Origin of the sequence: Sphingomonas tagetis, assembly GCF_024211275.1 — a bacterium.
In the GTDB taxonomy this organism is placed as follows: Bacteria; Pseudomonadota; Alphaproteobacteria; order Sphingomonadales; family Sphingomonadaceae; genus Sphingomonas; species Sphingomonas tagetis.
The window spans coordinates 289,354-311,497 of sequence record NZ_JAMLDX010000004.1 but is presented as its reverse complement, the minus strand read 5'-3'; the positions used below and the strand labels follow the sequence as shown (position 1 = coordinate 311,497).

The window sequence follows — 22,144 nt, the reverse complement described above, 5'->3', positions numbered from 1 at the left end:
CCAGCTGCCGAGGCCCCTAAGCTGCGTAACTGTGTTCGCGCCGGACCACGCTTCGGCGTTCGCGTAGAGCGGCGGTGCCACATCCCCTCAGGCTAAACGCTCATTCCCCTCACCCCGGCGCCTTTCCCCGCAAGGACCACGCCCCTGTCATCCCTGTGCCACGATCGGACGCGCCAGCCTCACCTCGTCGAGCAACCGCTCGACCTCAGCCACCTCCCGCGAAGTACCGGACGGCGCGATCGACCAGTTGCAGTGAACGTGCGTGGACGAGCCGTACAGCTTTATCGGCCCCACGACCGCGCGCCAGCGGCGCTGCGTGCCCCCAGCTCGTTTCATCAACTGACTGACCAGCAGGTCCTCAAGCTTGCTTGCAATCACCTCGCCAATAGGCGCGAGCCATGATGCACCTCAAGCCACATCGAGCAGTTCACCTCGGGGCACTTCCTGCAATCAGCTTCCTCATTTCGACCTCGATGCCCGCGTGCCTGCCATGACGGCGGCCGCGCGTCTCTCGGCATGTCGCATCCCTCAAGACCCGAGTGCGTTGAACCGCTATGGCTGAAACGATGATCATCGCATGTCCGAACTGCGCCACGGCCAACCGCGTGCCGGACGAACGTCTCGGCGAAGGTACTTGCGGCCGGTGCAAGAGTGCCTTGTTCACCGGCGCACCGGTAGAACTCGATGGCAGCAGTTTCGAGGCCCATGCCACCAAGTCCGACATCCCGCTGCTCATCGATTTCTGGGCGGGCTGGTGCGGCCCCTGTCGGCAAATGGCGCCGTGGTTCGCCGCGGCAGCGAAGGAGCTCGAGCCAAGGCTCCGACTTGGCAAGCTCGATACCGAAGCGCAGTCGGCTATCGCCGCACGCTACCAGGTTCAGTCGATCCCGACGGTCATCGTGCTCTCGAAAGGCCGCGAGATTGGCCGACAGATGGGAGCGATGCCGCAAAGTGCGCTTGTGCAATGGGCGCGCCGGGTTGTCGGAGGGGCCTAATCGAGATCATCAGTCCCGGCATCGACCGCCGCCAAGCTAGTGGAAATCGTGGCTACGGACCTTGATCATCTCCCCCTCGCCCTTCTCCTCGGCCGATATCGGATAATAGAGATCGCGCGGTCGCCAGCCCGATTCACCACGGTCGGGCGCGCCGGGATGTGTCGCGCCATCGCCTCGCCCGAATGCGATCGGCAAGTCCATCCGCCCGACCGAACACAGCATCTCGTCGCGATCGACCACGCGGTCGATGATCACATGGATGACCTGCCCCTCCTTCTGCACGCGCCCGCGCAGCGAGACCATCGAGGCGGACATCACCGTCCGACGCTGCGCCTCAAACCGATCGGGCCACAGGATGCCGTTCGCCACGCCGCTCTCGTCCTCGATCGTGATGAACAACACGCCGCGCGCCGAACCAGGCCGCTGGCGCACGAGGATCACGCCAGCGACCTCGACATGGCGACCATCGCGGATGCCCGCGAGATCAGCGCAGCGCACCACGCCTTCCCGCGCCAGCGACTGGCGCAGGAACTGAAGCGGGTGCGCGCGCAACGACAGCTGGAGCGAGCGATAGTCCTCGACGACCTCGCGCCCATCCGACAGCGGCTGCAACGTCACCAGTGGCTCGGCGCCCTCGGGCGAGAATCCGCCTTCGCGCGCGTCGGCCGCGGCGAACAAGGGCAGCGGCGCTTCACCCAGCCCCTTCACTTTCCACAGGCCCTGCCGACGATCATGCGCGATGCAATGGAAGGCGTCGGCCTCGGCCAGCCGCTCGATCGCGGCGCGCGGCACGCCGGCGCGCCGCCAAACCTCCTCGACGCTCTCGAACGGGCTGTCGCCGCGAACAGCCGCAATGGCGGCGCCATGAATATTGGCAAGGCCCCGCACCTGCCGGAAACCCAGCCGCACGGCGAGATACCGCCCGCTGCCTGGCTCGAGCGCACAATCCCAATGGCTGTGATTGATCGACACCGGCCGCACTTCGACGCCGTGGTCGCGGGCATCCCGCACGATCTGCGCAGGCGCGTAGAAGCCCATCGGCTGGGCATTGAGCAACGCCGCGCAGAACACGTCCGGATGATGATGCTTCATCCAGCACGAGGCGTAGGCGATCTTGGCGAACGAAGCGGCATGGCTCTCGGGAAAGCCGTAACTGCCGAACCCCTCGATCTGTTTGAAGGTTCGCTCGGCGAAGTCACGCGGATAACCGCGGCTGACCATGCCTTCGACCAGCTTGTCGTAGAAGTGGCTGACGCCGCCGGTGAGCTTGAAGGTGGCCATCGCGCGGCGCAACTGGTCGGCCTCGGCCGGCGTGAACCCAGCGCCGACGATCGCCACCTTCATCGCCTGTTCCTGGAAGAGCGGCACGCCGAGCGTCTTCTCCAGCACCGCGCGCAGCTCGGGTTTGGGATAGACCGGCTGCTCCTTGCCTTCACGGCGGCGAAGATAGGGATGCACCATGTCGCCCTGGATCGGTCCGGGGCGCACGATCGCGACCTCGATCACGAGATCGTAGAAGCGCGTGGGCTTCATGCGCGGCAACATCGACATCTGCGCGCGGCTCTCGATCTGGAAAACGCCGAGCGTGTCCGCCTTCTGAATCATCTTGTAGACCTCAGGATCATCGTCCTGCAGATCGGCCATGCCGACCCGAATGCCCTTGGCCTCCTCGAGCAGGTTGAAGGCACGGTTCATACACCCGAGCATCCCGAGTCCGAGCACATCGACCTTCATGAAGTTCAGGCGATCGATATCGTCCTTGTCCCATTCGATGATCTGCCTGTCTTCCATGCGCGCGGGCTCGATCGGAACGAGATCGTCGAGCCGGTCCTGCGTCAGCACGAACCCGCCGGGATGCTGCGAAAGGTGTCGCGGCGTTCCGATCAGCTGGCGCGCCAGCCGCAGCGTCAGCTGCAGGCGGTGGTCTTGCGCGTTGAGGTTCAGGCTCTCGACCGCCTCGTCCGAGATGCCGTCCATCGACCAGCCCCAGACAAGCCCGGTCAGCATCTTGGTAAGGTCGCGGGGCAGCCCCAGCGCCTTGCCGACCTCGGCGACCGCGCCGCGCGTGCGGTAGCGCGTCACGACGGCGGTCAGTGCTGAGTGCGTCCGGCCATAGGTCTCATAGATCCACTGGATGATCTCCTCGCGCCGCTCATGCTCGAAATCGACGTCGATGTCGGGCGGCTCCTTGCGCTCGCCCGACACGAAACGCTCGAACAATAGCTCGTGCTGGACCGGATCGATCGAGGTTATGCCGAGCAGGAAGCAGACGCAGCTGTTCGCAGCCGAACCACGCCCCTGGCACAAGATGCCGCGTCGCCGGCTTTCGGCGACGATCGAGCGAACCGTAAGGAAGTACGGCGCATAGCCAAGCTCGCCGATGAGCTTGAGCTCATGCGCGATCTGGTCGGTATAGGCATCCGGCATGCCGTCGGGCCATTTCGCCTCGGCCGCCTGGTAAGTGAGTTCGGACAGCGCCTGCTGCGCGGTATTGCCCGCCATCACCTGCTCATAGGGATATTGGTATTGGATCTGGCCAAGGCCGAACCGGCATTGCGACGCGATGTCCGCGCTCGCCCGGATCGCGTCCGGGAAAGCGGCGAACCGCCGCTCCATCTCGGCTGGGCTCTTGAGATGGCGATCCATGAACCGCTCGCGCTTGAAACCGAGCGCATCGACGGTGGTCCGCTCGCGGATCGCGGTGACGACGTCCTGCAGCGGCCGCGCCTCGGACGAATGATAGAGCACGTCGCCCGTCGCGACCGAACGAACCCCCGCCGCCCGCGCCAGCGCGTCGAGCGCATGCAGCCGCGCCTGATCATCGGGCCGCCGACGCAACGACAGCGCACAATAGGCGTGCGCGCCGAAGCAGGTTGCGAGGTCCGCCAGCTGAGCCGTCGTCTCGGTATCGGCGACATCGGGCAGCAGGATCGCGATCAGCCCATCGGCGTGATCTACGATGTTGCGCCAGTCGAGCAGACAATGTCCTTTGCCGCCGCGCGCCTTGCCGACCGACAGCAGGCGCGTGAGCCTCGACCAGGCCGGCCGATCCGTTGGATAGAGCAGCAATGCTCGCCCATCGATCGTTTCGACCCGCGCGCCGGGGATCATCCGCACGCCGGCCGCCTTCTCGCCATCCCAGCCGCGCACCACCCCGGCGACGCTGTTCCAGTCGGCAAGACCAAGCGAATGATGGCCGAGAAGCCTGGCCGCGGCGAACAGTTCCTCCGGCGAGCTCGCGCCGCGCAGGAACGAGAAATGGCTGGTGACCTGCAGCTCGACATAGGTCGCCGGGGCGGCGGCCATCAGCCGAACACCCCATGAAGATACCAGCTCAGATCGCCGGTCTCGGGTTCGACCCCGTCACCGCGCCGGAACAGCCAGAAACGCTGGCCGTCCTCGACCTCGACCCGAAAATAATCGCGCACTGCCCAAAGCTCGTTCGAGCGCCGCCACCATTCGCCATGGATGCGCTCGGGCCCATCGCCGGCGACAACGCGGTACGGCTTGCCGCGCCACGTGAACCGGCGGGGCGGATGGTCGGGGAGCAGCGCCATGACCTGGGTGAGCATTTCAGGCCGTCGCAGCAGCCGCGCCGGCCGCGTCCAGCGCGGCCAGCCGGCGGGCACCTCGAGCGGGCCGACCCGTCTGACCGCGCGCTCGGGTACATCGCTCTGCTCGAGCCCGAGCCGGAACACCGCCTCCTCCCCCGCTCGCCCGGCCAGCTGATCGATCGCGGGCGCGAGGTCAGCCGCTTCGTCTTTGACAGCGAGCAGCGTCCCCGTGTTGATCGCGCCGAGCGGCTCGCTGCGCGGCACGACCAGCCGCATGGCCTCGATGCCAAGGCCAGGATCGATGCGTTCGATCTTGAGCGCGAACATCCGGACGAGACGCTTGGGATCGCGCGTCGCGCGCGACGCCCCGATCGCGATCCGCTGATCAGCGCCATCGACGCGACTGGCGATCAGCAAGGCGGTGCGCACGCCAAGCCCGCGCTCGACCAGCACCGCCACCAGATCATCAACCAGGTCGGTGATCACCTGCGCGATGCTCTCTGCGGTACCGATCGGCTCAAGCAGTCGCCGGATCGCTTCGGGCGCTTCGACCGGAACGACCGGCACGATCGGCTCGGCCACGCGGCCAAGCGCCTGATCGAGCCGCGTCATCGTCTTCATCCCCAACCGCCGCGCGAGGGGAGCGCGTGGCATGGAATAGAGGTCGCCGATGCGATCGAGCCCGAAGCGCGCCGCCGCATTCAGCGCCTCGCTCTCCAGTCGAAGCGCTGCAACCGGGAGCGAGGCAAGTGCCTGCGCTTCCTCGGCTGGCTGAAGCCGCACGATCGGCTGCCCACTATAGCGCGCCAGTGCATGCGCCGCGCCCGGCGTGCGCGCGATCGCGATCCGCGCCGTGAAGCCGAGGCGCGCCAGAAACGCCAGCACGCGCCGGCAAAAGCGCACCTCGCCGCCGAACAAATGCGTGGCACCCGTGACGTCGAGCAGCAAGCCGTCATTGCCGGCACGGCACGCCGTCGGCGTCCAATGCGCGACCGCGTGAAGCGCCAATCGATCGAGCCAGGCGAGATCTGCTTCCGGTTCGGCATCGCGCACGTCGAGATCGCCAACCAGCGCGCGCGCATGCGCTGCCGCCATGCCCGGCACCAGACCGAGGCCGAGCGCCACCGGGCACGCGGCGAAGATCGTATCGCGTTGGCCGACCCGCTCGATCAGCACCAATGGTCGCGCGACTTGCGCTACGAAGCCGACATGCGTCGGACTGGCGGCGCCGCCACCTTCGTCGGGGCGCATTGCGCGAAACGGATGTTCGACCGCCTCGGACCGGCGACCGAGCATTCGCATCGGCGGACGCTGATGCGCCGGCAGCGTGGCGATCTGCTGCGCGACCTGCGCCTTGGTCAGCGCCGCATCCTGCGCCCAGCGCGCACCCGGGCGCCAGCCACCGCCGCGCGGCACCGAGCAGGCGCCGGGTCGTCAACCGGCTGTGCGAGCGCCCGTACCGGCGCGGCGCGCTCAGGCCGCGCGCGCGGCCGCTCCACCCGCCGCAGCCGCTCGCAGGCGAGCTGGGGGAGGTAGAGCGAGGCGACCCTGGTCATCGCAGGCCTCGAGCAACAAGGAGAAGGGTTTACCGCCGCGCTGGCGGACGAGATCGACCGACCAGCAGGCGCGGCCGACGCCGGGATGCGACAGCGGCACCGAGGGCGCGCAACCGATCCGCCAGCGCGTCGCGGCGAGCGATGGCATATCAAGCGGGTCGCGCGCCGCGCGCCGCCAGCGGCGCAATAGCAGGAGCGGCGTGCTCCGATCAGCCGCGGCAAGCTGTAGGCGCCGCGTCGCAGTCTGATCGGCGACCTTTACCTCGGTGATCACCGCCGCGAAGCTGCCATCGCGTAGTGCATCTTCTGCGAGCGCGAGCGCCATGACATCGTCCCGCGCCTGGACGTAGAGCAGGCGATCCGGGCCGAGCCCGGACTGCTCAAGACCCGGCGCATAGAGATCGAACTGGGTCAGGATCCAGACCGCGCTCGCCCCGGGGCGACCCGCGAAGCGAGCGCCCAGCCCGGCGATGAACAGCGTCGCCGCCGCGTCATCGCCAAGCGTCGGCGACGCCGCCGCGACCTCGTGCATCGCCGGCCGATCGAGTCCGCCGCCTGCCAACCTACCGTCCAGCGCTTCGATCCCGAACGGCAGAACATTAGGGGGACGCCCTTCCCCTTCGACGCCGGCGACCTGCGCGCGCAACTCGGCAAGAACGCGAGCGCGATCGGGCGACAGAAGGTTGGACAAGGCGGACATCACACGGCATCGACTCAAATGTTCTCTTAATGTTCCGCTGATCGGTGAGATTCGTCAAGCCGGGTCGAGACGGTGGGGCCGTTCGATTTCGTGTGTCCAATGAAACGAACGCTGACGTGCCGCGCTTGAGCACCATCACAATTCGAGGTCATCATGCTTGAACATGTCCCCGCCTGGCTTGGGCGCTTGCTGCAGGATCGCCGCGCCGGCCATGACCAGCTGGTCGCCGCCGACGCCGAGATCCGCCTCGGCGCGGACACGTTCGAGCTTGCCAGCCCCGCCTTCGCCCATGGCGCGCGACTGCCGATCCGGTTCACCGCCGACGGTGAAGGTGTCTCTCCGCCCTTGGTCTGGACCGACGTACCCGACGGCACGGTCAGCCTCGCGCTGATCGTCGAGGACCCGGATGCGCCGGCCGGCAAGCCGCTGGTCCATGCGATCCTGTGGGACATCCCCAGCGACGAGCGTCGGCTCGCCGAGGGCGCAATTCTTCCCGATGGCGCCGGCGGGCCGGGCGGCGATGTCGGCACCAACAGCTATCTGCGCGAGGGCTGGCTCCCGCCCGATCCGCCGACCGGCCATGGCGAGCATGATTATGTCTTCCAGCTTTTCGCGCTGTCACGCCGCGTCGAGCTGGCCGACAGCCCCGGACGAGGCGCGTTCGTGAAGGCGATCGCGGGCCATGTGCTCGGCGCCGCGATCCTCATCGGCACCTATTCGCGCGGCGAACCTTCCACGTCCGACACCGAGCAGACGCTTGGCGCCGGCATCGCCGGCGCAGCGCCGGCCTAGGCGGCGGCGCTGGGTCGGGCGCGTTGCAGCAATGCCAGCGTCTCAGGATCCTCGACGCCGGCGAACCAACGGTCGAGCGCGGCGCCTAGCAGCAGCATCGGCCGCGCGGCTTCGAACAAGGTGAGTGAAGAGCGCAGCTTCATCGCATCGACCTCGCCGAACACGGCGACCGGATCGCTGGTCGCCAGATCCTGCAACGCCGACACGCACTCGAGATAGCGAGCGCCGAGGATCGGATGCGCGAGATAGGCGCGTGCCTCGGCAAGTCCGCCAAGCCCGAAGAACTTGGCCGTCGTGCTGCGCCCGAGCGCGGCCAGTTGTGGGAAGATAAACCACATCCAGTGCGACCGCTTGGCCCCTCGCTGGATCTCGGCCAGCGCCGCCGCATAGCTGTCGGCCTGCGCCTCGATGAACCGCGAGAGATTGAATTCGTCCATCACAGCAGCGCCGGCTGACGATCGCTGGGCGCCGCGCCATCGACTTGAGTCGGGATCAGCGACACCTGCGACATAATCTGGAGCACGTCAGCGGCCGGCACATCGCCGTCCAGCCAATCGGCCCATCGATCGCGCGCGAGCGGGATGATCTGACGACGATGATAGGGCGCGACATCCGGCCCGGCATCAGCGGTCAGCATCGTGAAGGCTTCGCCGACCTTGTCATGCGCGCGCCAGATGCCGGCGATGGCGAACCAGTCATGGTCCTTCATCGTAAACAGCCATTTGTCGAGCCGCTTCTGCCTGGGATCGGCGGGATCGGTGAACTCGTAGAAGCCATCGGCGAGGATCAGGCAGCGGTGCGAACGAAATTCGCGACCTTCGGATCGATAATTATAGACTGGTTTGCCGGTCGGGCTCGGCCAAGACCAGCGCCGGTTGACCAGCTCACCAACACCGCGCCGACCTTCGACGCCGCGCACGATCGGGGCGACGTCGGTGATCTTCACATCTTCGCGCGCGGCGACGTTCGGCGTTCCTTCCGGCGTCTCGATCCGGATCTTGAGGTCCTCGAAATCCTCCATGATCGACGCGACATCGACCATCAATCGATAGTCATTGCACATGTCCCGACTCCGAATTGCCTCGCGACATTGTTCGCAGTATGTTCCCCTCCATGCAAGCGAGTCCTTTCGCGCCCGATGCGCCCATCGGAAGCCTTCGTCCGTTCGTTCGGCGCAGTCCCCATAACGAGCAGGACATCGAAATGGTTGAGGCAGCGTGGGGGCTTGCTCCCGGCGGGGCGAGATCACCTGGGATCTGCTCGAAGACGCGCGCGAGCATGTTACGGCTTTTCTAGGGCAGTTCCGCAAGTCGGAACTGATGCAGATCGCACTCGACCGCGGCATTCGCATCGCGCCGATCCAGAATATCGCCGACCTGTTGAGCAGCGAACAGTTCGCCGCGCGCGATTTCTTCGCAACCGTCACCGCGCCACAGGGGAGCTACACCCTGCCCTGGGCGTTTGCGAGCGGCTGCCCGGAAGCGTTCACCGCGCCGGCGCCCGCGCCGGCACTGGGCGAACATCGCGATGAGGTGTTGGCGCAGTGGAACGCGGCACCGATTACCCCGCAAGCGGACGCCACCCGACGGCCAGCCACTCCGGCATGTCAAGGTGCTCGACCTGGCTTGGGTGGTGGCGGGACCGCTGATCGGGCGCAACCTCGCCGATTATGGGGCGACGGTCATTTGTGTGGAATCGTCGAAGCGCGTTGAGACGGCGCGTCTGATGGGCCCCTTTCCCGACGGCGTGTACAATGTTCAGCGATGCGCCTTGTACGAGACCTGCAATGCCGGGAAGCTCGGCCTCTCGCTCGGCCTCTCGCTCGGCCTCTCGCTCGACCTCTCGCTCGACCTTTCGCGCGAGGACGCGCGCGAGATCGTTCGCGCACTCGTCGGTTGGGCGGACGTGCTGGTCGAGTCCTTCACGCCGGGGCAGATGGCGCGCTGGGGCCTCTCCTACGAAGAGCTGTCGAAGATCAATCCCGGACTGATCATGGTCAGCACGTCCCTGACCGGCCAATCTGGTCCGTTCGCGCGATATTCGGGCTATGGCAACCATGGCGCGGCGATTGCTGGCTTCCAGAATCTGGTCGGCGCCAGCGGAGCCACGCCGGTCGGTCCTTATGGCCCCTATACCGTTTTGTCGCGCCGCGCTTCGGCATACCGGCCACGCTGGCGGCGCTTGACCATAGGCGCCGCACTGGGCGGGGTTATTGGCTTGACGTCTCGCAAGCCGAAGCGGGCGTCCAGTTCCTCGCGGCGCAGATTGCCGAGATTTCCGTGACCGGCCGCATCTAGGAACCCATGGGCAAACGCGACCTCGGCATGGCGCCACACGCCGTCTTCCGCACGCAGGGCGATGATTGCTGGGTTGCTATCGCGGTGCAGTCCGACGCGCAGTGGCAGCGCTTGGCCGCGCTCATTGGCATCGATCGACCTGATTGGGCCACCTTCGCGGGCCGCAAGAGCGACGAGGACTAGCTTGAGACATGTATCGAGCAATGGACTGAGGGCAAGGAGTTCGGCGAGCTGAAACACTTGCTCCAAAGCATCGGAGTTCGGCCATCTGCTGATGACGATCGAGGAATTCGCCAGCGATCCGCAGGTCCAGGCGCCTCACAATCTCGTCAGCCTAGCTCACGCGCTTTTAGGAACAACGGTTTTCGAAGCATCGCCCTTCGCGATGTCGACGACGCCGGCGAAGTATCAGGGCGCCGCCCCGACCTATGGCCGTGACAACAAAGAGGTTCTCGGCGGTATTCTGAGCTATGGCGACAACCAGATCAATGCCCTCGCCGCTTCGGGCGCCGTCACCTAGCCATTGCGCAGGCTGAGCGGTCGCCCGCTCAGCCTGCGCGCGTTGCCCCGCATTGCCCGGTCATTCTGGCAGGATACCCGAATCCGGCGCCAGTCCCGCAAGCTCGCGCTTCAGGATCTTGCCATAGCTGCTCTTGGGCAACGCTTCGACAAAAACATAATGCTTCGGCCGCTTGAACCGCGCGATGGTGGCGAGACAGTGGGAATCGAGTTCCGTTTCGCTCACGGTGCGGCCCGGCTCGACGACGACGAACGCGATGACGATTTCACCCCATTCATGATCTTCCCGGCCGATCACCGCAACTTCGCAGACATCGGTATGGCTGAGCAGCGCGTCCTCGACCTCCCGGGGATAGATGTTGGTGCCGCCCGAGATGATCACGTCCTTCGATCGATCGAGCAGGGTAAGACGGCCGCTGACATCGATGATACCAATGTCCCCGGTGTGGAGCCAGCCGCTGCGCAAGGTCGCCGCGCTCGCCTCCGCATTGCGCCAATAGCCATGCATCACGACATCACCGCGACAGACGATCTCGCCCGGCGTTCCCAAAGGCAACGGACGGTCCTGATCATCGAAGATCGCGACCTCCAGCCCGGCGCGCGGCCAGCCCACGGATCTGAGGACGTCATCGGGCGCATCGCTGAAATCACGTTGACGCAGGCCGGTGATCGTCATCGGGCTTTCGCCTTGGCCGTACAGCTGGCGAAAGATCGGCCCGAAGCACGCGAGCGACCGCTTGATCTCGTCAAGGTACATCGGCCCGCCGCCGTAGATAATCGACCGAATTGCGTGGAAGCTGCGACCCGATCGTTCAAACGCGGCTCGCAAACGCTGAACCATCGTGGGAGCCAGAAACGCGCCGGCGCCGGGATGCCGGTCGGTCAGGTAGAGGAACTCGTCGGCATCGAAGGCGCCGGATTCGGGTATGACGTTGCGCGCGCCTCGCGCGACATAGGGCAGGATATACAACCCGCTGCCGTGCGACATCGGCGCGGCATGGATCAGGCTGTCCACCTCGCTCAGATCCTCAAAATCGGCTAGATGCGATACCGTCATGGCGCTCAGATTGCGGTGGCTGAGCACCGCACCCTTCGATCGGCCGGTCGTACCGCTCGTATAGAATAGCCACGCTGGGGCTTCTGCGGCGACTCGCTGTGGCTCGGCCTGCATGCCACCGGTCAGCGCGCCGAATGCCGCCGAACCAATCGCGATTACGCTGGGAGGGTCTGCGACAAGCTCTCGCAACGGCGATGCAAGGTCGTCGCTGGCAAATATCCAGCGCGGCGCGGCATCTTCCACGATCTGCGCCATTTCGCGCGGATGAAGCTTCGCATTCACCGGCGCGACGATCATACCCGCCGCCCAGGCACCATACATCAGCAAGATCATCTCGGGGCAATTCTTCGATGCAATGGCTATCCGATCGCCCACCGCGCCCGATGCGAGCAGTCCGCCGGCAAGCCGCAGCGCGGCCGCATGTAGTTCGCCGTAGCTCAGCAGTTGGGCGGAGCCCTTGTACACCGCGCCTCGCTCGGGAAACCGGGCGGCGCTCTGTTCCAAAGCGGCGAACAGCGTCATGCTTCGATCAGGTCCCGTTCCTGCAGCCATGTGAGTGTAAGTGCGGTGACGCGATCGAGCAGCTCGGGCTGACCCGCATAATAATGGGTCGCGCCGGGCATGATCTCGTATGTCTTGTCTCGGCTGGCAGCAGCCTTGAAGACCGTCTGCGTATGATAGGTAGGCACCGCGTCGTCCGCACTGTTCTCGATCGCCAGCAGCGGCGCGCCGATCCGCGCGGCACAGGCCTCGCCATCGGCGTTGCTATCGTCGATCGACCATTGCGAGAGCCAAGCCCGGAGCGTCGAGAAGCGCGCCAGTCCGACCGGACCGGCATTGACGGTCTCCGGATTGCCCAGATAGCACCACCCGATCTGCCGATCATTAGGATCGAGCGCACCGTCGAGGAAGCGCGGGTCGGCTAGCGTGCGGTGTGTGACGAAGCCGCGCTCCACTTCGGCGGTGCCCTGGTCGCGCAGCGTGGTCAACGTAGATTTCACGTTCGCAGTGATACGCCTCATCCGGGCCAACTGCGCCGCGCGATAGCATCCAATATAGGCTCCCGAGTAAGGCGGCCGATGCGGATTGGCGGGGCCATAGATGTCCAGGTCGGCATCGCGATCGTCCGGGCGCAGCTCATCGCGCACCGACGGGTCGATGATATCCAGCAACAATCGTGCTCGCGAGATATGCGCCGCTTGGAAGATGACGGCATCGGCGGGAATGAGGCCGCTGCCGACGATGTCGACCGGATCGCCAGCCGGGGTGTGGGTGATCGTCGGTCGTTCGGCCTGCGCTTGATAGAACATCGCGAGCGAACCGCCGCCTGACCAGCCGACCAGCACGATCCGTTCATAGCCCCATACGTGTTTGGCGTGGCGGATATAGGCGCCCAGATCGAGCAAGACCTTTTCGAGGATGGCTGCCGTGTCGTTGCGCGCATAACGGCTGCCCGCGCACAACACATGCGCGCCAGCTCGCGCCGCGGCGCGCGGGATCGGCAGGAGCTGAAGCGTCGAGGCTGGGTGCATGAAGACCAGCAGCGTTCTGGACGGCTTGCCTGATGGACGGATCAGAACGCCCTCCAGGTTGACCGCGCTCTGGTTACCGGAAAAGCCATAGGTTTCCACGAACGCGGCATTCTCCTTGTAGGAAAGATGCACCCATTCAAACGTCAGTTCGTGTGTGGACTGCATCGTATATCCTCGTCCCCGCGTCCAAGGTCGACCGCGATTCTCCTTGAGCATCACCCCGACCTGGCGCTATCTTGTAGAGAGAGCAGGTTGCACCCTGTGTCCCCGTCCGACGGGACGCCGGAGATTGCGGCCGATTGCAGGAGAGTTGTCCGATGCGTGCCCAAAATCCCCCAAGGGAAAGAGATGCCTCCAGCGTCGTCCTGCGTCAGCTGCCCGGCGTCATTTGCTCGTTGGGCAACGATAGCTTCGGGCAGGAATTGCTTAACTTCCTCAACGCCACATGCGGCGCCGAACATTGCACGCTGTTCCGGTTCAGCAACCAGAGCCCATGCGAGGTCGTTGCCGTGAGCCGGGATGGCACGGATACCGCACATCGGCAATTCTCCCGATACGTGGCCGGTGCGTTCTGGCGCTGGGACACCATGATGAACCAGGCGATACGGGACGTCGGCAGCAACGGCGTCAGCCTGCATCGCGGCGACGTCAGCGCGATGCCCGATAGCGACTTCCGCAACCAAATCTACGGCCGCACGCGCATTCGCGAGCGTTTCCTGCTATGCGGGGCGACGAACAACAGCGCTATCGGCCTCAGTATCCTGCGCCCGGAGGAACGGGGCGTCGCGACGGCAAAGGAAATTGCCGAGCTTGAGGCGCTGTCAGCGACGCTCGTCGCCATATTGAGCAAACATGCCGGAATGGTCGAGGCGCGCCCCGATCTTTCGGTGGCTCTCACCTCACTCCCCGAAATCCAGACGACGCTCGAAAACGCATCGGTTAAGCTGCCGCGGCGCGAAGCCGAAGTCTGCGCGCGCATCCTCTACGGTATCTCAACGGCTGGCATCGCCCTCGACATCGGCGTCGGCGAGGAAACGGTGATGACTTATCGCAAGCGGGCGTATCAGCGCCTGTCGATCGGCAGCCAGCGTGAGCTGTTATTGTGGTACGTCGCCGAATGGAGCGCCAGCCGGGCAAATCGGGCGCACTGGGAAGCGCGGCTGGAGAGCTTTCCCGCCCCGCCAGGCAATTCCTCGGCGCATTGACCGGGGCGGTTCAGCCCTCGAAACTTAGCGACGCCAATGGCAGGTCGAACGCGGTCGGTTCGAGCACATAGACGTCGGTGCGGCCCAAAGCCGTACGGTTCAGCCGTTCGCGCTCGTCGCGCTGAGCGGCACGAAGGCCCGGATCGGAATCGATTGCACGGCGGCCAGCATGCCGCCGATTCTCGTCAGGCCAGGCGACGATCATTGCGATGCGCGGCATCGCTGGCCCTGACATGAAGTCCGCAACCATCAGCGGCGTGGCGCCTTCCCGCTCGTAGAGCGGTAGTAGCGTGTCGGTGAGGAAGGCGTTGGCATCCGCGCCATGGCCCAACGCCACCTCGGTGAAGATGAGTTCATGAACGCCGCCACTTCGTGTGCCCGCAGGATAGGCCGGCGCGGTCCAGCACGGGTTTGACTTGAGGAAGAACAGGTCGAAACGCTCGACCATCTGCGAACCGGCGTTGGTCGCGGCGCGCACTGCCCACCATTCATCGTCACCATAGAATGAAGTCCACTGCGCTTCCCGCGCGGTCATGTCCGGATAGACCATCATATAGACGAACATCGGCGCATTCGGGCCAGCCGTGGCGGTCCAGCGGCCCACATTCGAGATGCCGTGCCGCGCCATCAGGCCTGGCATATGATCCTGGAACCGATCGTGGTTGTCCTCCATGCGGCCGGCGACCACGGTGTAGAGGCGAAGTTCGTACAGCATCGTCAGCGTCCTTCCGTCAGGCGTCCGTTTCCCATTGGGTCCGACGTGCTCAGGTCGCTTCATACCGCTTGCGTTGATCGCGGATCAACTCGACCAGTGCGGTTGCCACATTCCGGTTCTCCGCGGCGGCCTGATTCTTGGCATCGCACCACAGCTTGAGGTCCTTGCGCCCTTGTTCGGTATGCTTGTTCCAGTCCGAATCGATCGGCGTGGTGATCTCCAGGCGCATGCCGTTGGGGTCGTGAAAGTAGATGCTGTAGATCAAACCCTTGTGATCGGTCGGTCCTACGACGTCGATCTCGTTCTTCACCAGCCAGTCATGCCAGCGATCGACTTCTTCGCGATTGGTGGCTTCCAAAGCGATATGATCGAAGATGTCGTATGCGGGATGCGTGACCTCTGGGCGGCGCGGCAGGTCGGGCGCTTCGAAGAAGGCGATGGTCGATCCGTCCTGCATCCTGAAGAAGATGTGGAAATAGGGAAAAGCATCGCCCGTCGATGGTACCGAATCGTCATAGACGGTGCTGGCGAGTTCCATCCCCATGACGCGCGTATAGAAGTCGGCGGTCGCCTCGACGTCGTGCGTCACCCATGCCGCATGATTAAGCATGACGGGAGTTAGGCCGGGGTTCTCCGGCTTGGCGAGCCCCCCGGGCGCAGGTCCCTGTCCAGCTTCGCGCTCCATCATCTTCTCCTGAATGGTCATGGCTTTACCGCTCCCTGCACTTTACATTGGGTGGGGAAAGGTGCCTGTCCCTTTCAGAAGGGACGGGTCGGCGTTGGTAAGCACGGCTAAGCAGAGCCACGATCCTGAAAGGTCGAAGACCGTATGTGTGCCCCGATGACCGGCGCGACTGAGAGGAACTGACGAATGCAGGACTATGGACTTGGCAGCAAGGTCGTCTGCGTGACTGGCGGCGCGTCCGGCATCGGCCTGGCCGCAGTGAAGGCGCTGCTCGCGGATGGCGCGAAAGTGGCCATCCTCGACCTGCAGCGGGAACAGATCGACCGGGCCCTGAGCGATCTTGCCGATGAGGATGCCCAGAGAGCCTCGCGGCTTCTGGGCATCGCCGTCGATATCCGCGATGCCGGAGCGCTGAAGAAGGCGGCCGACGAAATTGAAAGCAAATTGGGGCCGGTCTTCGGCATCATCGCCTCGGCTGGCATTTCCGGCGCTGGCAAGTCAGAGCATCTGCCGGAAGACGAGTTTGTCAACGTCATGTCCGTGAACGTGATCGGCATGTTTCTATGCTGTCGCGAGTTTGGCGCCCGCATGATCGCACGCGGGCAAGGCTCGATCGTTGCGATCGGCTCGATCGACGGGCTTGGCGGACAGCCAGGCCGGACTCATTATGTCACATCGAAATTCGCGGTCACCGGCATGACCAAGAATCTGGCGCTCGAATGGGGCCGTCATGGCGTTCGGGTGAATTGCATCGCGCCGACCTTTGTCGATACGCCAATGCTACGTCGCAATGTTCCAGCGGCGTTTGTGGACGGGGTCGTTGCCGACCGTACGCCGATGGGGCGCATGGCTCGGGCGGAAGAGATCGCCAGCGTGGCGATCGTCTTCCTCACCGATGCGATGACATTCGTGACGGGCACCATCCTGCCGGTTGACGGAGGCCTGTCGGCAGGCTTCGTCACGGCCCACAATGGTGCCGACCTGTCTTCGAACAGGTTGCTGGAAGCGGGTGCTTATCAGGCATGAAGACCGCCGGGTGAATGTCCACCCGGCGATCGATCAGGCGGAGACGGCGGCAGGCACGCCGAGATTCTGACGCTGCCCCGTATCGGACGCCAGCTGGATCGCGTCGATCAGTTGCTGCCAGCGGACAGCATGGCGAAAGTTCAAGGGCGATGGCTGACCGCTGCGCAGATGTGTCGCGAAGTCGCGATACAGATGCGCAATGCCAAGCGCGGGGCCGGGTCCCAGTCCTGCGGGCTCGAGCGCATATCGAACCGGCAATGCCATTGGGTCGAGCTGCCCGTCGCGCCCCCCCGCCATGCGGAGGATCGCGCGGTGCACATTGGCACCACCTTCTGAAGTCAGCAGGAGATCGCCCTCGCGGCCATTGATCTCGAGCCGGACGCCAGCGGTGCGTGTGGCCCCCCCCTTGATATGCACTGACGCGACGGCCCCGTTCTCCAACGTTCCGTTGATGATGATCTGATCCGGCGACGATTTCGGGATGATCTCTCCAGTTTCGATGATCCGCGCCTGCTGATGCTGACATGAAACAGTTGCCGAGAGTTCGCCGAAGTTGCCCACGGCATGACACATGCCGGACAGCGCTTGCGCCGTTGCGATGCGCAACAGATTGGCCCCATTGGCGACATCAGCCGTATAGGCGTTCGCGCTGGTTTCGACCGGACCGAAATTCTCTTGCTCCACCTCCATCGTTACCGCAGTCAGCTTCCCGACAAAGCCTCCGGCGATCAGGTCGGCGGCATAATTAAGCGTCTCGTTGAACCGACCCTGCAGGCCGATGACGCTCTGAACACCGGCGGCTTCGGTCTCTGCCAGCGTTGCCAAAGCCTCCTCGGTCGTGACGCCGAGAGGCCATTCGCAATAGACGTGCTTGCCTTCCGCAAGGGTCGCTTGAACCAGCGATCGATGCAGCGGAGTCCGCACCGAGATCGCCACCAGATCCACCGAACCGTGCGCCGCCATCTCGCGCGGGTCGCTGAACGCCAGGGGCACGGCGAAATGCTCTGCAGCCGCACGCGCGGACGCCGGGTTGGATGTGCACAGCGCGACCAGCTCGTAGTCGGGCAGATGCTTCAGGGCAGGAATATGCGCTCGCGTGCCCCAGCTTTTAACGGGGTCGGGGTTCGCACCGACAAGCCCAACCCTGATCCGATCAGCCATAACATTCATCCTCTCTCGCACGTCTTTGCGGATTGCCCCTTCGCCGTCTGTCCTTGGCCGCGGGGGCCGTCGCGGCTTCTTGGGTCAGGGGTACGCGCCGATGTCCACCGGGATATCGACTGCGATCAGCGAGGCAACCTGCTCCCAGCAGCTGATCGCAGCAGCCTTTTCGAGCGTTTCGGCGATCTCGTCGCGCCCGAACAACAGCGCTTGCTTGCGATCCGGTGCGATGTCGAACTCGATCTGCTCGCCATTCCATCGAGTGATCGTCTGGGCTGGCAAGTCGATGTGCATCCGTGCGCGGCGACCGTCCGATGCATCCAGCATCAACGCGTCGACCACCCGTCGCGCCAGCACGACAGGTAGGATCCCGTTCTTGAAGCAATTGGCATAGAAGATATCCGCAAACGACGGCGCGATTATGCAGCGCAGGCCGAAATCGGCCAGCGCCCATGGCGCATGCTCGCGGCTCGATCCGCAGCCGAAATTTTCTAGCGAAATCAGGATTCCCGCCGATCGCCATGGATCGCGGTTGAGGACGAAGTCGGGTCGCTCGTCCCCCCGCTCGTCATAGCGAAGCATGGAGAACAGTTTCGTTCCGAGCCCGTGCCGGCCGATGGTCTTGAGATGCTCGCCGGACAGGATCTTGTCGGTGTCGATGTTGGCGACCGGCAAGGCTGCGGCTACCGCCGTCAGGGTGGTAAATATTTGCATCAGGGCAGCTCCCTGACATCGACGATGTGGCCGAAAAGGGCTGCCGCGGCAGCCATCGCCGGGGACATCAGGTGAGTTCGGCCCCCTGGCCCCTGCCGACCCTCGAAGTTCCGGTTCGAGGTCGAGGCGCACCGCTCGCCCGGGCGCAAGCGGTCAGGGTTCATGCCGAGGCACATCGAGCAGCCCGGCTCGCGCCATTCAAAGCCTGCCGCCTTGAAGATACGGTCCAATCCCTCTGCCTCCGCCTGAGCCTTGACCTGGCCCGACCCGGGGACGACGAGCGCACGCACCGCGCCGGCGACCTGTCGTCCGCGGACAATCTGAGCGGCCGATCGCAGATCCTCGATGCGACTGTTCGTGCAGCTGCCGATGAACACGACGTCGATCGGCAATCCTTTTAGCGAGGATCCCGGCAGCAGTCCCATATAGTCGAGCGCGCGCTCGACCTGTCGCCTGGCATCGGGGCCAAGCGCCGTGGGATCGGGCACGCGGCCCCGTACCGATGTGACCGCCTCGGGGCTCGTTCCCCAGGTGACCATCGGTTCGACATCGGCCGCGTCGATATCGATTTGGTGATCGTAGCTGGCACCCTCGTCAGATCGCAGCGCAAGCCACTCTGCCTTCGCTCGCTCGAACGCAGCGCCGTGCGGTACCATCGGACGTCCGTTGAGGTAAGCGAACGTGACCTCGTCCGGCGCGATCATGCCCGCGCGCGCGCCGGCTTCGATCGACATGTTGCACACTGTCATGCGCCCGGCCATGTCCAGCGCGTCGATCGCCTCGCCGGCATATTCAATGACGTGCCCGTTGGCGCCAGCCGTACCGATCCGCCCGACGATCGCCAGGATCAGGTCCTTCGCGGTAACACCATTCGGCAACTTGCCGGCCACCTTCACCAGCATGTTCTTTGCCGGCCTCTGGATCAGCGTCTGGGTTGCCAGCACGTGCTCAACTTCTGAGGTGCCAATGCCGAAGGCCAGGGCGCCGAACGCGCCATGAGTAGAAGTATGACTGTCGCCACAGACGATCGTGAGGCCGGGAAGTGTAAGCCCGAGATCAGGCCCGATCACGTGAACGATGCCCTGCGCCCGGCTTAGCAGCGGCACATATGGCACGCCAAATTCCGCAACGTTGCGCTCTAGCGTGGCGACTTGCGCTCGACTGTCAGAATCGGCGATGGGTCGGTCCCGGTCGGTGGTCGGGACGTTGTGGTCGGCCACCGCAATCGTGGCTCCAGGGCGACGCACCGTACGTCCCGCGATCCGCAGGCCCTCAAAGGCTTGCGGACTCGTTACCTCGTTAACCAGGTGGCGATCGATATACAGAACGACGTTGTCGCCATCCGCTGGCGCAACAACGTGCCGGTCCCAGATTTTCTGGAACAGCGTGCGCGGATAATCGGTGTGCGTCATGCGGTCGGCTCCAGGCAGAGCATGGCGTTGATCACTTCCCGAACTCGCCCGCCGCTCAACGCCCCGGGCAGCGAAGCCCCAGAGCGAGCGACTGCGATCAGTGCGTCCAGGTCAATGCCGGTTTCCACCCCCATCTGCTCGAACGTCCAGATGACATCCTCGCTCGCCACATTTCCAGTGGCGCCGGGGGCAAACGGACAACCGCCCAGTCCCCCGAACGATGCGTCGATGACGTCGATGCCCGCAGCCCAGGCGGCGAGCACGTTGGCCATGCCCAGCCCATAGGTGTCGTGGCCGTGATAGGCCCAATGCCGCGCCTGCGGGAAACGCTCGCGCGCCGCCGCGAACAGGCCGGTCACACGGTCCGGCGTCACGCGCCCGGTCGTATCGCACGGGCAGATTTCAGCTTCCGGCATGACATCGACCAAGTGCTCGAGCAGCGCCAGCGTAGCGCCAGCCGCCACCAACCCGTCATGTGGACAATCGAAAGCGGTTGCCACGTTGAGGCGCATGGCCACGCCGTCGGGCAAAGCCGCCACAATGCGCGCGTATTCAGCGGCTGATTCTAGCGGTGCGCGACGGACGTTCCCGCGATTATGCCGCTCAGACACCGACAGCACGAATGCAAGGTGCCGCGCGCCCGCCGCCAGCGCACGTTCCGCATGACGCAGGTTGGGCACGAGTACCTGGACATCGAGGCCGTCGAGCGACTGAGCATGGGACATCACCTCGCCGGCATCGGCCAGCTGCGGAACCGCCGCGTCGCTGACGAAGGCGGTCGCCTCCATGCGCCGAACGCCGGCATCATAGAGTTCATCGATCATCTTCAGCTTCTGCGCTGTCGGAATAAGCGCATCGATCGACTGGAAGCCATCGCGCGGACCAACCTCCACCAACGTGAGCACACGCGACGTCATGCCAGCACCCCCGCTTCGCGCAGCCCGGCGATCCGGCCGGGTTCGTAGCCGGCGAGTTCGGACAGGATCTCGTCGCCATGCTCTCCGATGTCGGGGCCCGTCCAGCGGATCGTACCGGGTGCGTCCGGGATATGCGGAACGATGCCGGCGTGAAGGACCTTTCCAATCAGGGGATCCTCGACGTCGCGCACCATGTCCCTGAAGCGAAACTGCGGGTCCTGCGCCACATCTGCGGCAGTATAAGCCTTGGAGTTCGGAATGTCGGCGGCGTTCAGCCGCATCTCAAGCTCGGCTGAGGTCAGCGTTCGGGTCCATTCAGCGATGATTGCATCGAGCTCGATCGCATGCGCCACCCGCGCAGGATTGTCCGCAAAGCGCACGTTTTGCGTCAGCCCGGGCTGCCCAAGCAAGACTGCAAGTCGCGCGAACAGCGGCTCGGAGTTGGCTGCGATCAGCACGAAACCGCCATCCTGCGTCGGATAGGCGTTAGAGGGTGCCGCAGTCGCGATCCCGCCGCCGGTCGGCTGTTTGATCTTGCCCAGCTTGCCAAATTCGGGGAGCATCGCCTCCATCATGCTCAGCACGCTCTCGGTCAGCGCAACGTCCAGGCTGCGCCCTGCCCCGTCCCCACCGGCCCGGTCGCGCTGCCACAATGCCGCCAGCGTGCCGAAGGCTGCATAAAGGCCTGCAATCGAATCCCCGATGCTGACTCCTACCCGCACGGGCGGCAGGCCATAGGTGCCAGGCGGATGGTTGGTCAGATGACGAAGCCCACCGACGGCCTCCCCGATGACACCGAACGCGGCTCGATCGCGGTAGGGTCCGGTTTGCCCGTAGCCCGAGATGTGAGTGATGATCAGGTCGGGCCTTACCGCACGCAGCGCCGCATCGCCGAACCCCATCCGCTCAAGCTGACCTGGCCGGAAGTTCTCGACCACAACATCGCAGGCGGCGACCAGCTTCAGGATGATTTCGCGCGACTCTTGGGCCTTGAGGTCGAGCGCGATGCTGCGCTTGTTTCGCCCGTGGACCGACCACCACAGCGATCGTCCGTTCACCTGCTCGCCCCATTTTCGCACTGGATCGCCACCGAGCGGCTCGACCTTAATGATGTCCGCTCCCAGATCGCCGAGGAGTCGGGTGCAGAACGGCGCAGCGACGAAATGACCGATCTCCAACACCCGCAACCCCGCCAGGGCTGGCCGTTGCGTGGGTTGATCGGTCACTATCTCTCTCCTGCGAAACGGCACGCGCCGATCCGTGCCTCCTGACCATCTAGTACGTGCCATTTCGAACGCGCGCCGTCC

23 protein-coding genes are annotated in these 22,144 nt (G+C 64.8%); 8 read left to right on the top strand and 15 right to left on the bottom strand.

The features are described 5' to 3' along the window. Window positions 1-147: 147 nt before the first annotated feature. Window positions 148-336 (bottom strand): hypothetical protein, encoded by a 189-nt coding sequence (locus tag M9978_RS07905; RefSeq protein ID WP_254292467.1) that lies wholly within the window; start codon window positions 334-336, stop codon window positions 148-150. Window positions 337-554: 218 nt separating this feature from the next. Here M9978_RS07905 and trxC point away from each other — a divergent pair, with 218 nt between their 5' ends. After that, window positions 555-995 (top strand): thioredoxin TrxC, encoded by a 441-nt coding sequence (gene trxC / locus M9978_RS07900; protein ID WP_254292466.1) that lies wholly within the window; start codon window positions 555-557, stop codon window positions 993-995. A 36-nt stretch (window positions 996-1,031) separates the two neighbouring features. On the opposite strand, the gene M9978_RS07895 is transcribed toward trxC, so the two are convergent. The 3 genes from M9978_RS07895 to M9978_RS07885 form a co-directional block, all read right to left on the bottom strand. After that, window positions 1,032-4,301, bottom strand: a complete 3,270-nt coding sequence (locus M9978_RS07895) for an error-prone DNA polymerase (protein ID WP_254292465.1) — start codon at window positions 4,299-4,301, stop codon at window positions 1,032-1,034. Further along, a complete protein-coding gene (locus tag M9978_RS07890; protein ID WP_254292503.1) occupies window positions 4,301-5,851 on the bottom strand; it encodes a DUF6504 family protein in 1,551 nt (516 codons plus the stop codon). Before M9978_RS07890 ends, M9978_RS07895 begins: the two co-directional genes overlap by 1 nt. Before the next feature lie 171 nt (window positions 5,852-6,022). Then, complete coding sequence (locus M9978_RS07885; protein WP_254292464.1) at window positions 6,023-6,805, bottom strand: ImuA family protein; 783 nt, start codon at window positions 6,803-6,805, stop codon at window positions 6,023-6,025. A 153-nt stretch (window positions 6,806-6,958) separates the two neighbouring features. Here M9978_RS07885 and M9978_RS07880 point away from each other — a divergent pair, with 153 nt between their 5' ends. Then, window positions 6,959-7,597: a YbhB/YbcL family Raf kinase inhibitor-like protein gene (locus M9978_RS07880; protein ID WP_254292463.1), complete on the top strand. Its 639-nt coding sequence runs from the start codon at window positions 6,959-6,961 to the stop codon at window positions 7,595-7,597. Here the strand turns inward: M9978_RS07880 and M9978_RS07875 are convergent. Then, window positions 7,594-8,034 carry a DUF1810 domain-containing protein gene (locus M9978_RS07875; RefSeq protein WP_254292462.1) on the bottom strand — a complete coding sequence of 147 codons (441 nt, stop codon included), beginning with the start codon at window positions 8,032-8,034 and terminating at the stop codon, window positions 7,594-7,596. The genes M9978_RS07880 and M9978_RS07875 overlap by 4 nt on opposite strands. Beyond that, window positions 8,034-8,660, bottom strand: coding sequence for an SOS response-associated peptidase family protein (locus M9978_RS07870; RefSeq protein ID WP_254292461.1), 627 nt, complete (start codon window positions 8,658-8,660; stop codon window positions 8,034-8,036). Before M9978_RS07870 ends, M9978_RS07875 begins: the two co-directional genes overlap by 1 nt. A gap of 154 nt (window positions 8,661-8,814) precedes the next feature. Here M9978_RS07870 and M9978_RS07865 point away from each other — a divergent pair, with 154 nt between their 5' ends. The 4 genes from M9978_RS07865 to M9978_RS07850 all read left to right on the top strand — a co-directional run bounded on the left by M9978_RS07865 (window position 8,815) and on the right by M9978_RS07850 (window position 10,414). Beyond that, window positions 8,815-9,309: a CoA transferase gene (locus tag M9978_RS07865; protein ID WP_254292460.1), complete on the top strand. Its 495-nt coding sequence runs from the start codon at window positions 8,815-8,817 to the stop codon at window positions 9,307-9,309. Then, window positions 9,209-9,880: a CoA transferase gene (locus M9978_RS07860; RefSeq protein WP_254292459.1), complete on the top strand. Its 672-nt coding sequence runs from the start codon at window positions 9,209-9,211 to the stop codon at window positions 9,878-9,880. Before M9978_RS07865 ends, M9978_RS07860 begins: the two co-directional genes overlap by 101 nt. Before the next feature lie 20 nt (window positions 9,881-9,900). Continuing rightward, window positions 9,901-10,077: a CoA transferase gene (locus M9978_RS07855; RefSeq protein WP_254292458.1), complete on the top strand. Its 177-nt coding sequence runs from the start codon at window positions 9,901-9,903 to the stop codon at window positions 10,075-10,077. Window positions 10,078-10,162: 85 nt separating this feature from the next. Beyond that, the gene (locus tag M9978_RS07850; RefSeq protein WP_302053876.1) at window positions 10,163-10,414 is read left to right on the top strand and encodes a CoA transferase; all 252 of its coding nucleotides are present in this window, start codon (window positions 10,163-10,165) and stop codon (window positions 10,412-10,414) included. 60 nt (window positions 10,415-10,474) lie between these two features. On the opposite strand, the gene M9978_RS07845 is transcribed toward M9978_RS07850, so the two are convergent. Both M9978_RS07845 and M9978_RS07840 read right to left on the bottom strand, forming a co-directional pair. Beyond that, on the bottom strand, window positions 10,475-11,992 hold the full coding sequence (locus M9978_RS07845) for an AMP-binding protein (protein ID WP_254292456.1): 1,518 nt from the start codon (window positions 11,990-11,992) through the stop codon (window positions 10,475-10,477). Then, a complete protein-coding gene (locus M9978_RS07840; protein WP_254292455.1) occupies window positions 11,989-13,167 on the bottom strand; it encodes an alpha/beta hydrolase in 1,179 nt (392 codons plus the stop codon). Before M9978_RS07840 ends, M9978_RS07845 begins: the two co-directional genes overlap by 4 nt. A 152-nt stretch (window positions 13,168-13,319) precedes the next feature. Between M9978_RS07840 and M9978_RS07835 the strand changes: the two genes are divergently transcribed. Beyond that, window positions 13,320-14,207: a helix-turn-helix transcriptional regulator gene (locus tag M9978_RS07835; RefSeq protein WP_254292454.1), complete on the top strand. Its 888-nt coding sequence runs from the start codon at window positions 13,320-13,322 to the stop codon at window positions 14,205-14,207. 10 nt (window positions 14,208-14,217) lie between these two features. Here M9978_RS07835 and M9978_RS07830 read toward each other — a convergent pair whose 3' ends face one another. Next, on the bottom strand, window positions 14,218-14,922 hold the full coding sequence (locus M9978_RS07830) for an NIPSNAP family protein (protein WP_254292453.1): 705 nt from the start codon (window positions 14,920-14,922) through the stop codon (window positions 14,218-14,220). 49 nt (window positions 14,923-14,971) lie between these two features. Continuing rightward, complete coding sequence (locus tag M9978_RS07825; RefSeq protein ID WP_254292452.1) at window positions 14,972-15,628, bottom strand: VOC family protein; 657 nt, start codon at window positions 15,626-15,628, stop codon at window positions 14,972-14,974. A 165-nt stretch (window positions 15,629-15,793) separates the two neighbouring features. Here M9978_RS07825 and M9978_RS07820 point away from each other — a divergent pair, with 165 nt between their 5' ends. After that, window positions 15,794-16,633 (top strand): SDR family NAD(P)-dependent oxidoreductase, encoded by an 840-nt coding sequence (locus tag M9978_RS07820; RefSeq protein ID WP_254292451.1) that lies wholly within the window; start codon window positions 15,794-15,796, stop codon window positions 16,631-16,633. A 33-nt stretch (window positions 16,634-16,666) separates the two neighbouring features. Here M9978_RS07820 and M9978_RS07815 read toward each other — a convergent pair whose 3' ends face one another. The 5 genes from M9978_RS07815 to M9978_RS07795 form a co-directional block, all read right to left on the bottom strand. After that, window positions 16,667-17,794 (bottom strand): Gfo/Idh/MocA family protein, encoded by a 1,128-nt coding sequence (locus tag M9978_RS07815; RefSeq protein WP_254292450.1) that lies wholly within the window; start codon window positions 17,792-17,794, stop codon window positions 16,667-16,669. 84 nt (window positions 17,795-17,878) lie between these two features. Next, window positions 17,879-18,508, bottom strand: coding sequence for a 3-isopropylmalate dehydratase small subunit (gene leuD, locus M9978_RS07810; RefSeq protein ID WP_254292449.1), 630 nt, complete (start codon window positions 18,506-18,508; stop codon window positions 17,879-17,881). Then, the gene (leuC, locus tag M9978_RS07805; protein ID WP_254292448.1) at window positions 18,508-19,920 is read right to left on the bottom strand and encodes a 3-isopropylmalate dehydratase large subunit; all 1,413 of its coding nucleotides are present in this window, start codon (window positions 19,918-19,920) and stop codon (window positions 18,508-18,510) included. Before leuC ends, leuD begins: the two co-directional genes overlap by 1 nt. Continuing rightward, the gene (locus M9978_RS07800; protein ID WP_254292447.1) at window positions 19,917-20,837 is read right to left on the bottom strand and encodes a hydroxymethylglutaryl-CoA lyase; all 921 of its coding nucleotides are present in this window, start codon (window positions 20,835-20,837) and stop codon (window positions 19,917-19,919) included. Before M9978_RS07800 ends, leuC begins: the two co-directional genes overlap by 4 nt. Further along, window positions 20,834-22,063, bottom strand: a complete 1,230-nt coding sequence (locus M9978_RS07795; protein ID WP_254292446.1) for a CaiB/BaiF CoA transferase family protein — start codon at window positions 22,061-22,063, stop codon at window positions 20,834-20,836. The genes M9978_RS07800 and M9978_RS07795 overlap by 4 nt, the downstream gene beginning before the upstream one ends. Window positions 22,064-22,144: the final 81 nt, after the last annotated feature.

What these genes read in the sequence shown, in the direction of transcription:
- M9978_RS07890 (WP_254292503.1), bottom strand. Translation starts at nt 5,851, where the DNA reads ATGCGAATGCTCGGTCGCCGGTCCGAGGCGGTCGAACATCCGTTTCGC.
- M9978_RS07830 (WP_254292453.1), bottom strand. Translation starts at nt 14,922, where the DNA reads ATGCTGTACGAACTTCGCCTCTACACCGTGGTCGCCGGCCGCATGGAG.
- M9978_RS07845 (WP_254292456.1), bottom strand. Translation starts at nt 11,992, where the DNA reads ATGACGCTGTTCGCCGCTTTGGAACAGAGCGCCGCCCGGTTTCCCGAG.
- M9978_RS07895 (WP_254292465.1), bottom strand. Translation starts at nt 4,301, where the DNA reads ATGGCCGCCGCCCCGGCGACCTATGTCGAGCTGCAGGTCACCAGCCAT.
- M9978_RS07840 (WP_254292455.1), bottom strand. Translation starts at nt 13,167, where the DNA reads ATGCAGTCCACACACGAACTGACGTTTGAATGGGTGCATCTTTCCTAC.
- M9978_RS07825 (WP_254292452.1), bottom strand. Translation starts at nt 15,628, where the DNA reads ATGACCATTCAGGAGAAGATGATGGAGCGCGAAGCTGGACAGGGACCT.
- M9978_RS07875 (WP_254292462.1), bottom strand. Translation starts at nt 8,034, where the DNA reads ATGGACGAATTCAATCTCTCGCGGTTCATCGAGGCGCAGGCCGACAGC.
- M9978_RS07855 (WP_254292458.1), top strand. Translation starts at nt 9,901, where the DNA reads ATGGGCAAACGCGACCTCGGCATGGCGCCACACGCCGTCTTCCGCACG.
- M9978_RS07870 (WP_254292461.1), bottom strand. Translation starts at nt 8,660, where the DNA reads ATGTGCAATGACTATCGATTGATGGTCGATGTCGCGTCGATCATGGAG.
- M9978_RS07800 (WP_254292447.1), bottom strand. Translation starts at nt 20,837, where the DNA reads ATGACGTCGCGTGTGCTCACGTTGGTGGAGGTTGGTCCGCGCGATGGC.
- leuC (WP_254292448.1), bottom strand. Translation starts at nt 19,920, where the DNA reads ATGACGCACACCGATTATCCGCGCACGCTGTTCCAGAAAATCTGGGAC.
- M9978_RS07905 (WP_254292467.1), bottom strand. Translation starts at nt 336, where the DNA reads ATGAAACGAGCTGGGGGCACGCAGCGCCGCTGGCGCGCGGTCGTGGGG.
- leuD (WP_254292449.1), bottom strand. Translation starts at nt 18,508, where the DNA reads ATGCAAATATTTACCACCCTGACGGCGGTAGCCGCAGCCTTGCCGGTC.
- M9978_RS07835 (WP_254292454.1), top strand. Translation starts at nt 13,320, where the DNA reads ATGCGTGCCCAAAATCCCCCAAGGGAAAGAGATGCCTCCAGCGTCGTC.
- trxC (WP_254292466.1), top strand. Translation starts at nt 555, where the DNA reads ATGGCTGAAACGATGATCATCGCATGTCCGAACTGCGCCACGGCCAAC.
- M9978_RS07815 (WP_254292450.1), bottom strand. Translation starts at nt 17,794, where the DNA reads ATGGCTGATCGGATCAGGGTTGGGCTTGTCGGTGCGAACCCCGACCCC.
- M9978_RS07885 (WP_254292464.1), bottom strand. Translation starts at nt 6,805, where the DNA reads ATGTCCGCCTTGTCCAACCTTCTGTCGCCCGATCGCGCTCGCGTTCTT.
- M9978_RS07820 (WP_254292451.1), top strand. Translation starts at nt 15,794, where the DNA reads ATGCAGGACTATGGACTTGGCAGCAAGGTCGTCTGCGTGACTGGCGGC.
- M9978_RS07880 (WP_254292463.1), top strand. Translation starts at nt 6,959, where the DNA reads ATGCTTGAACATGTCCCCGCCTGGCTTGGGCGCTTGCTGCAGGATCGC.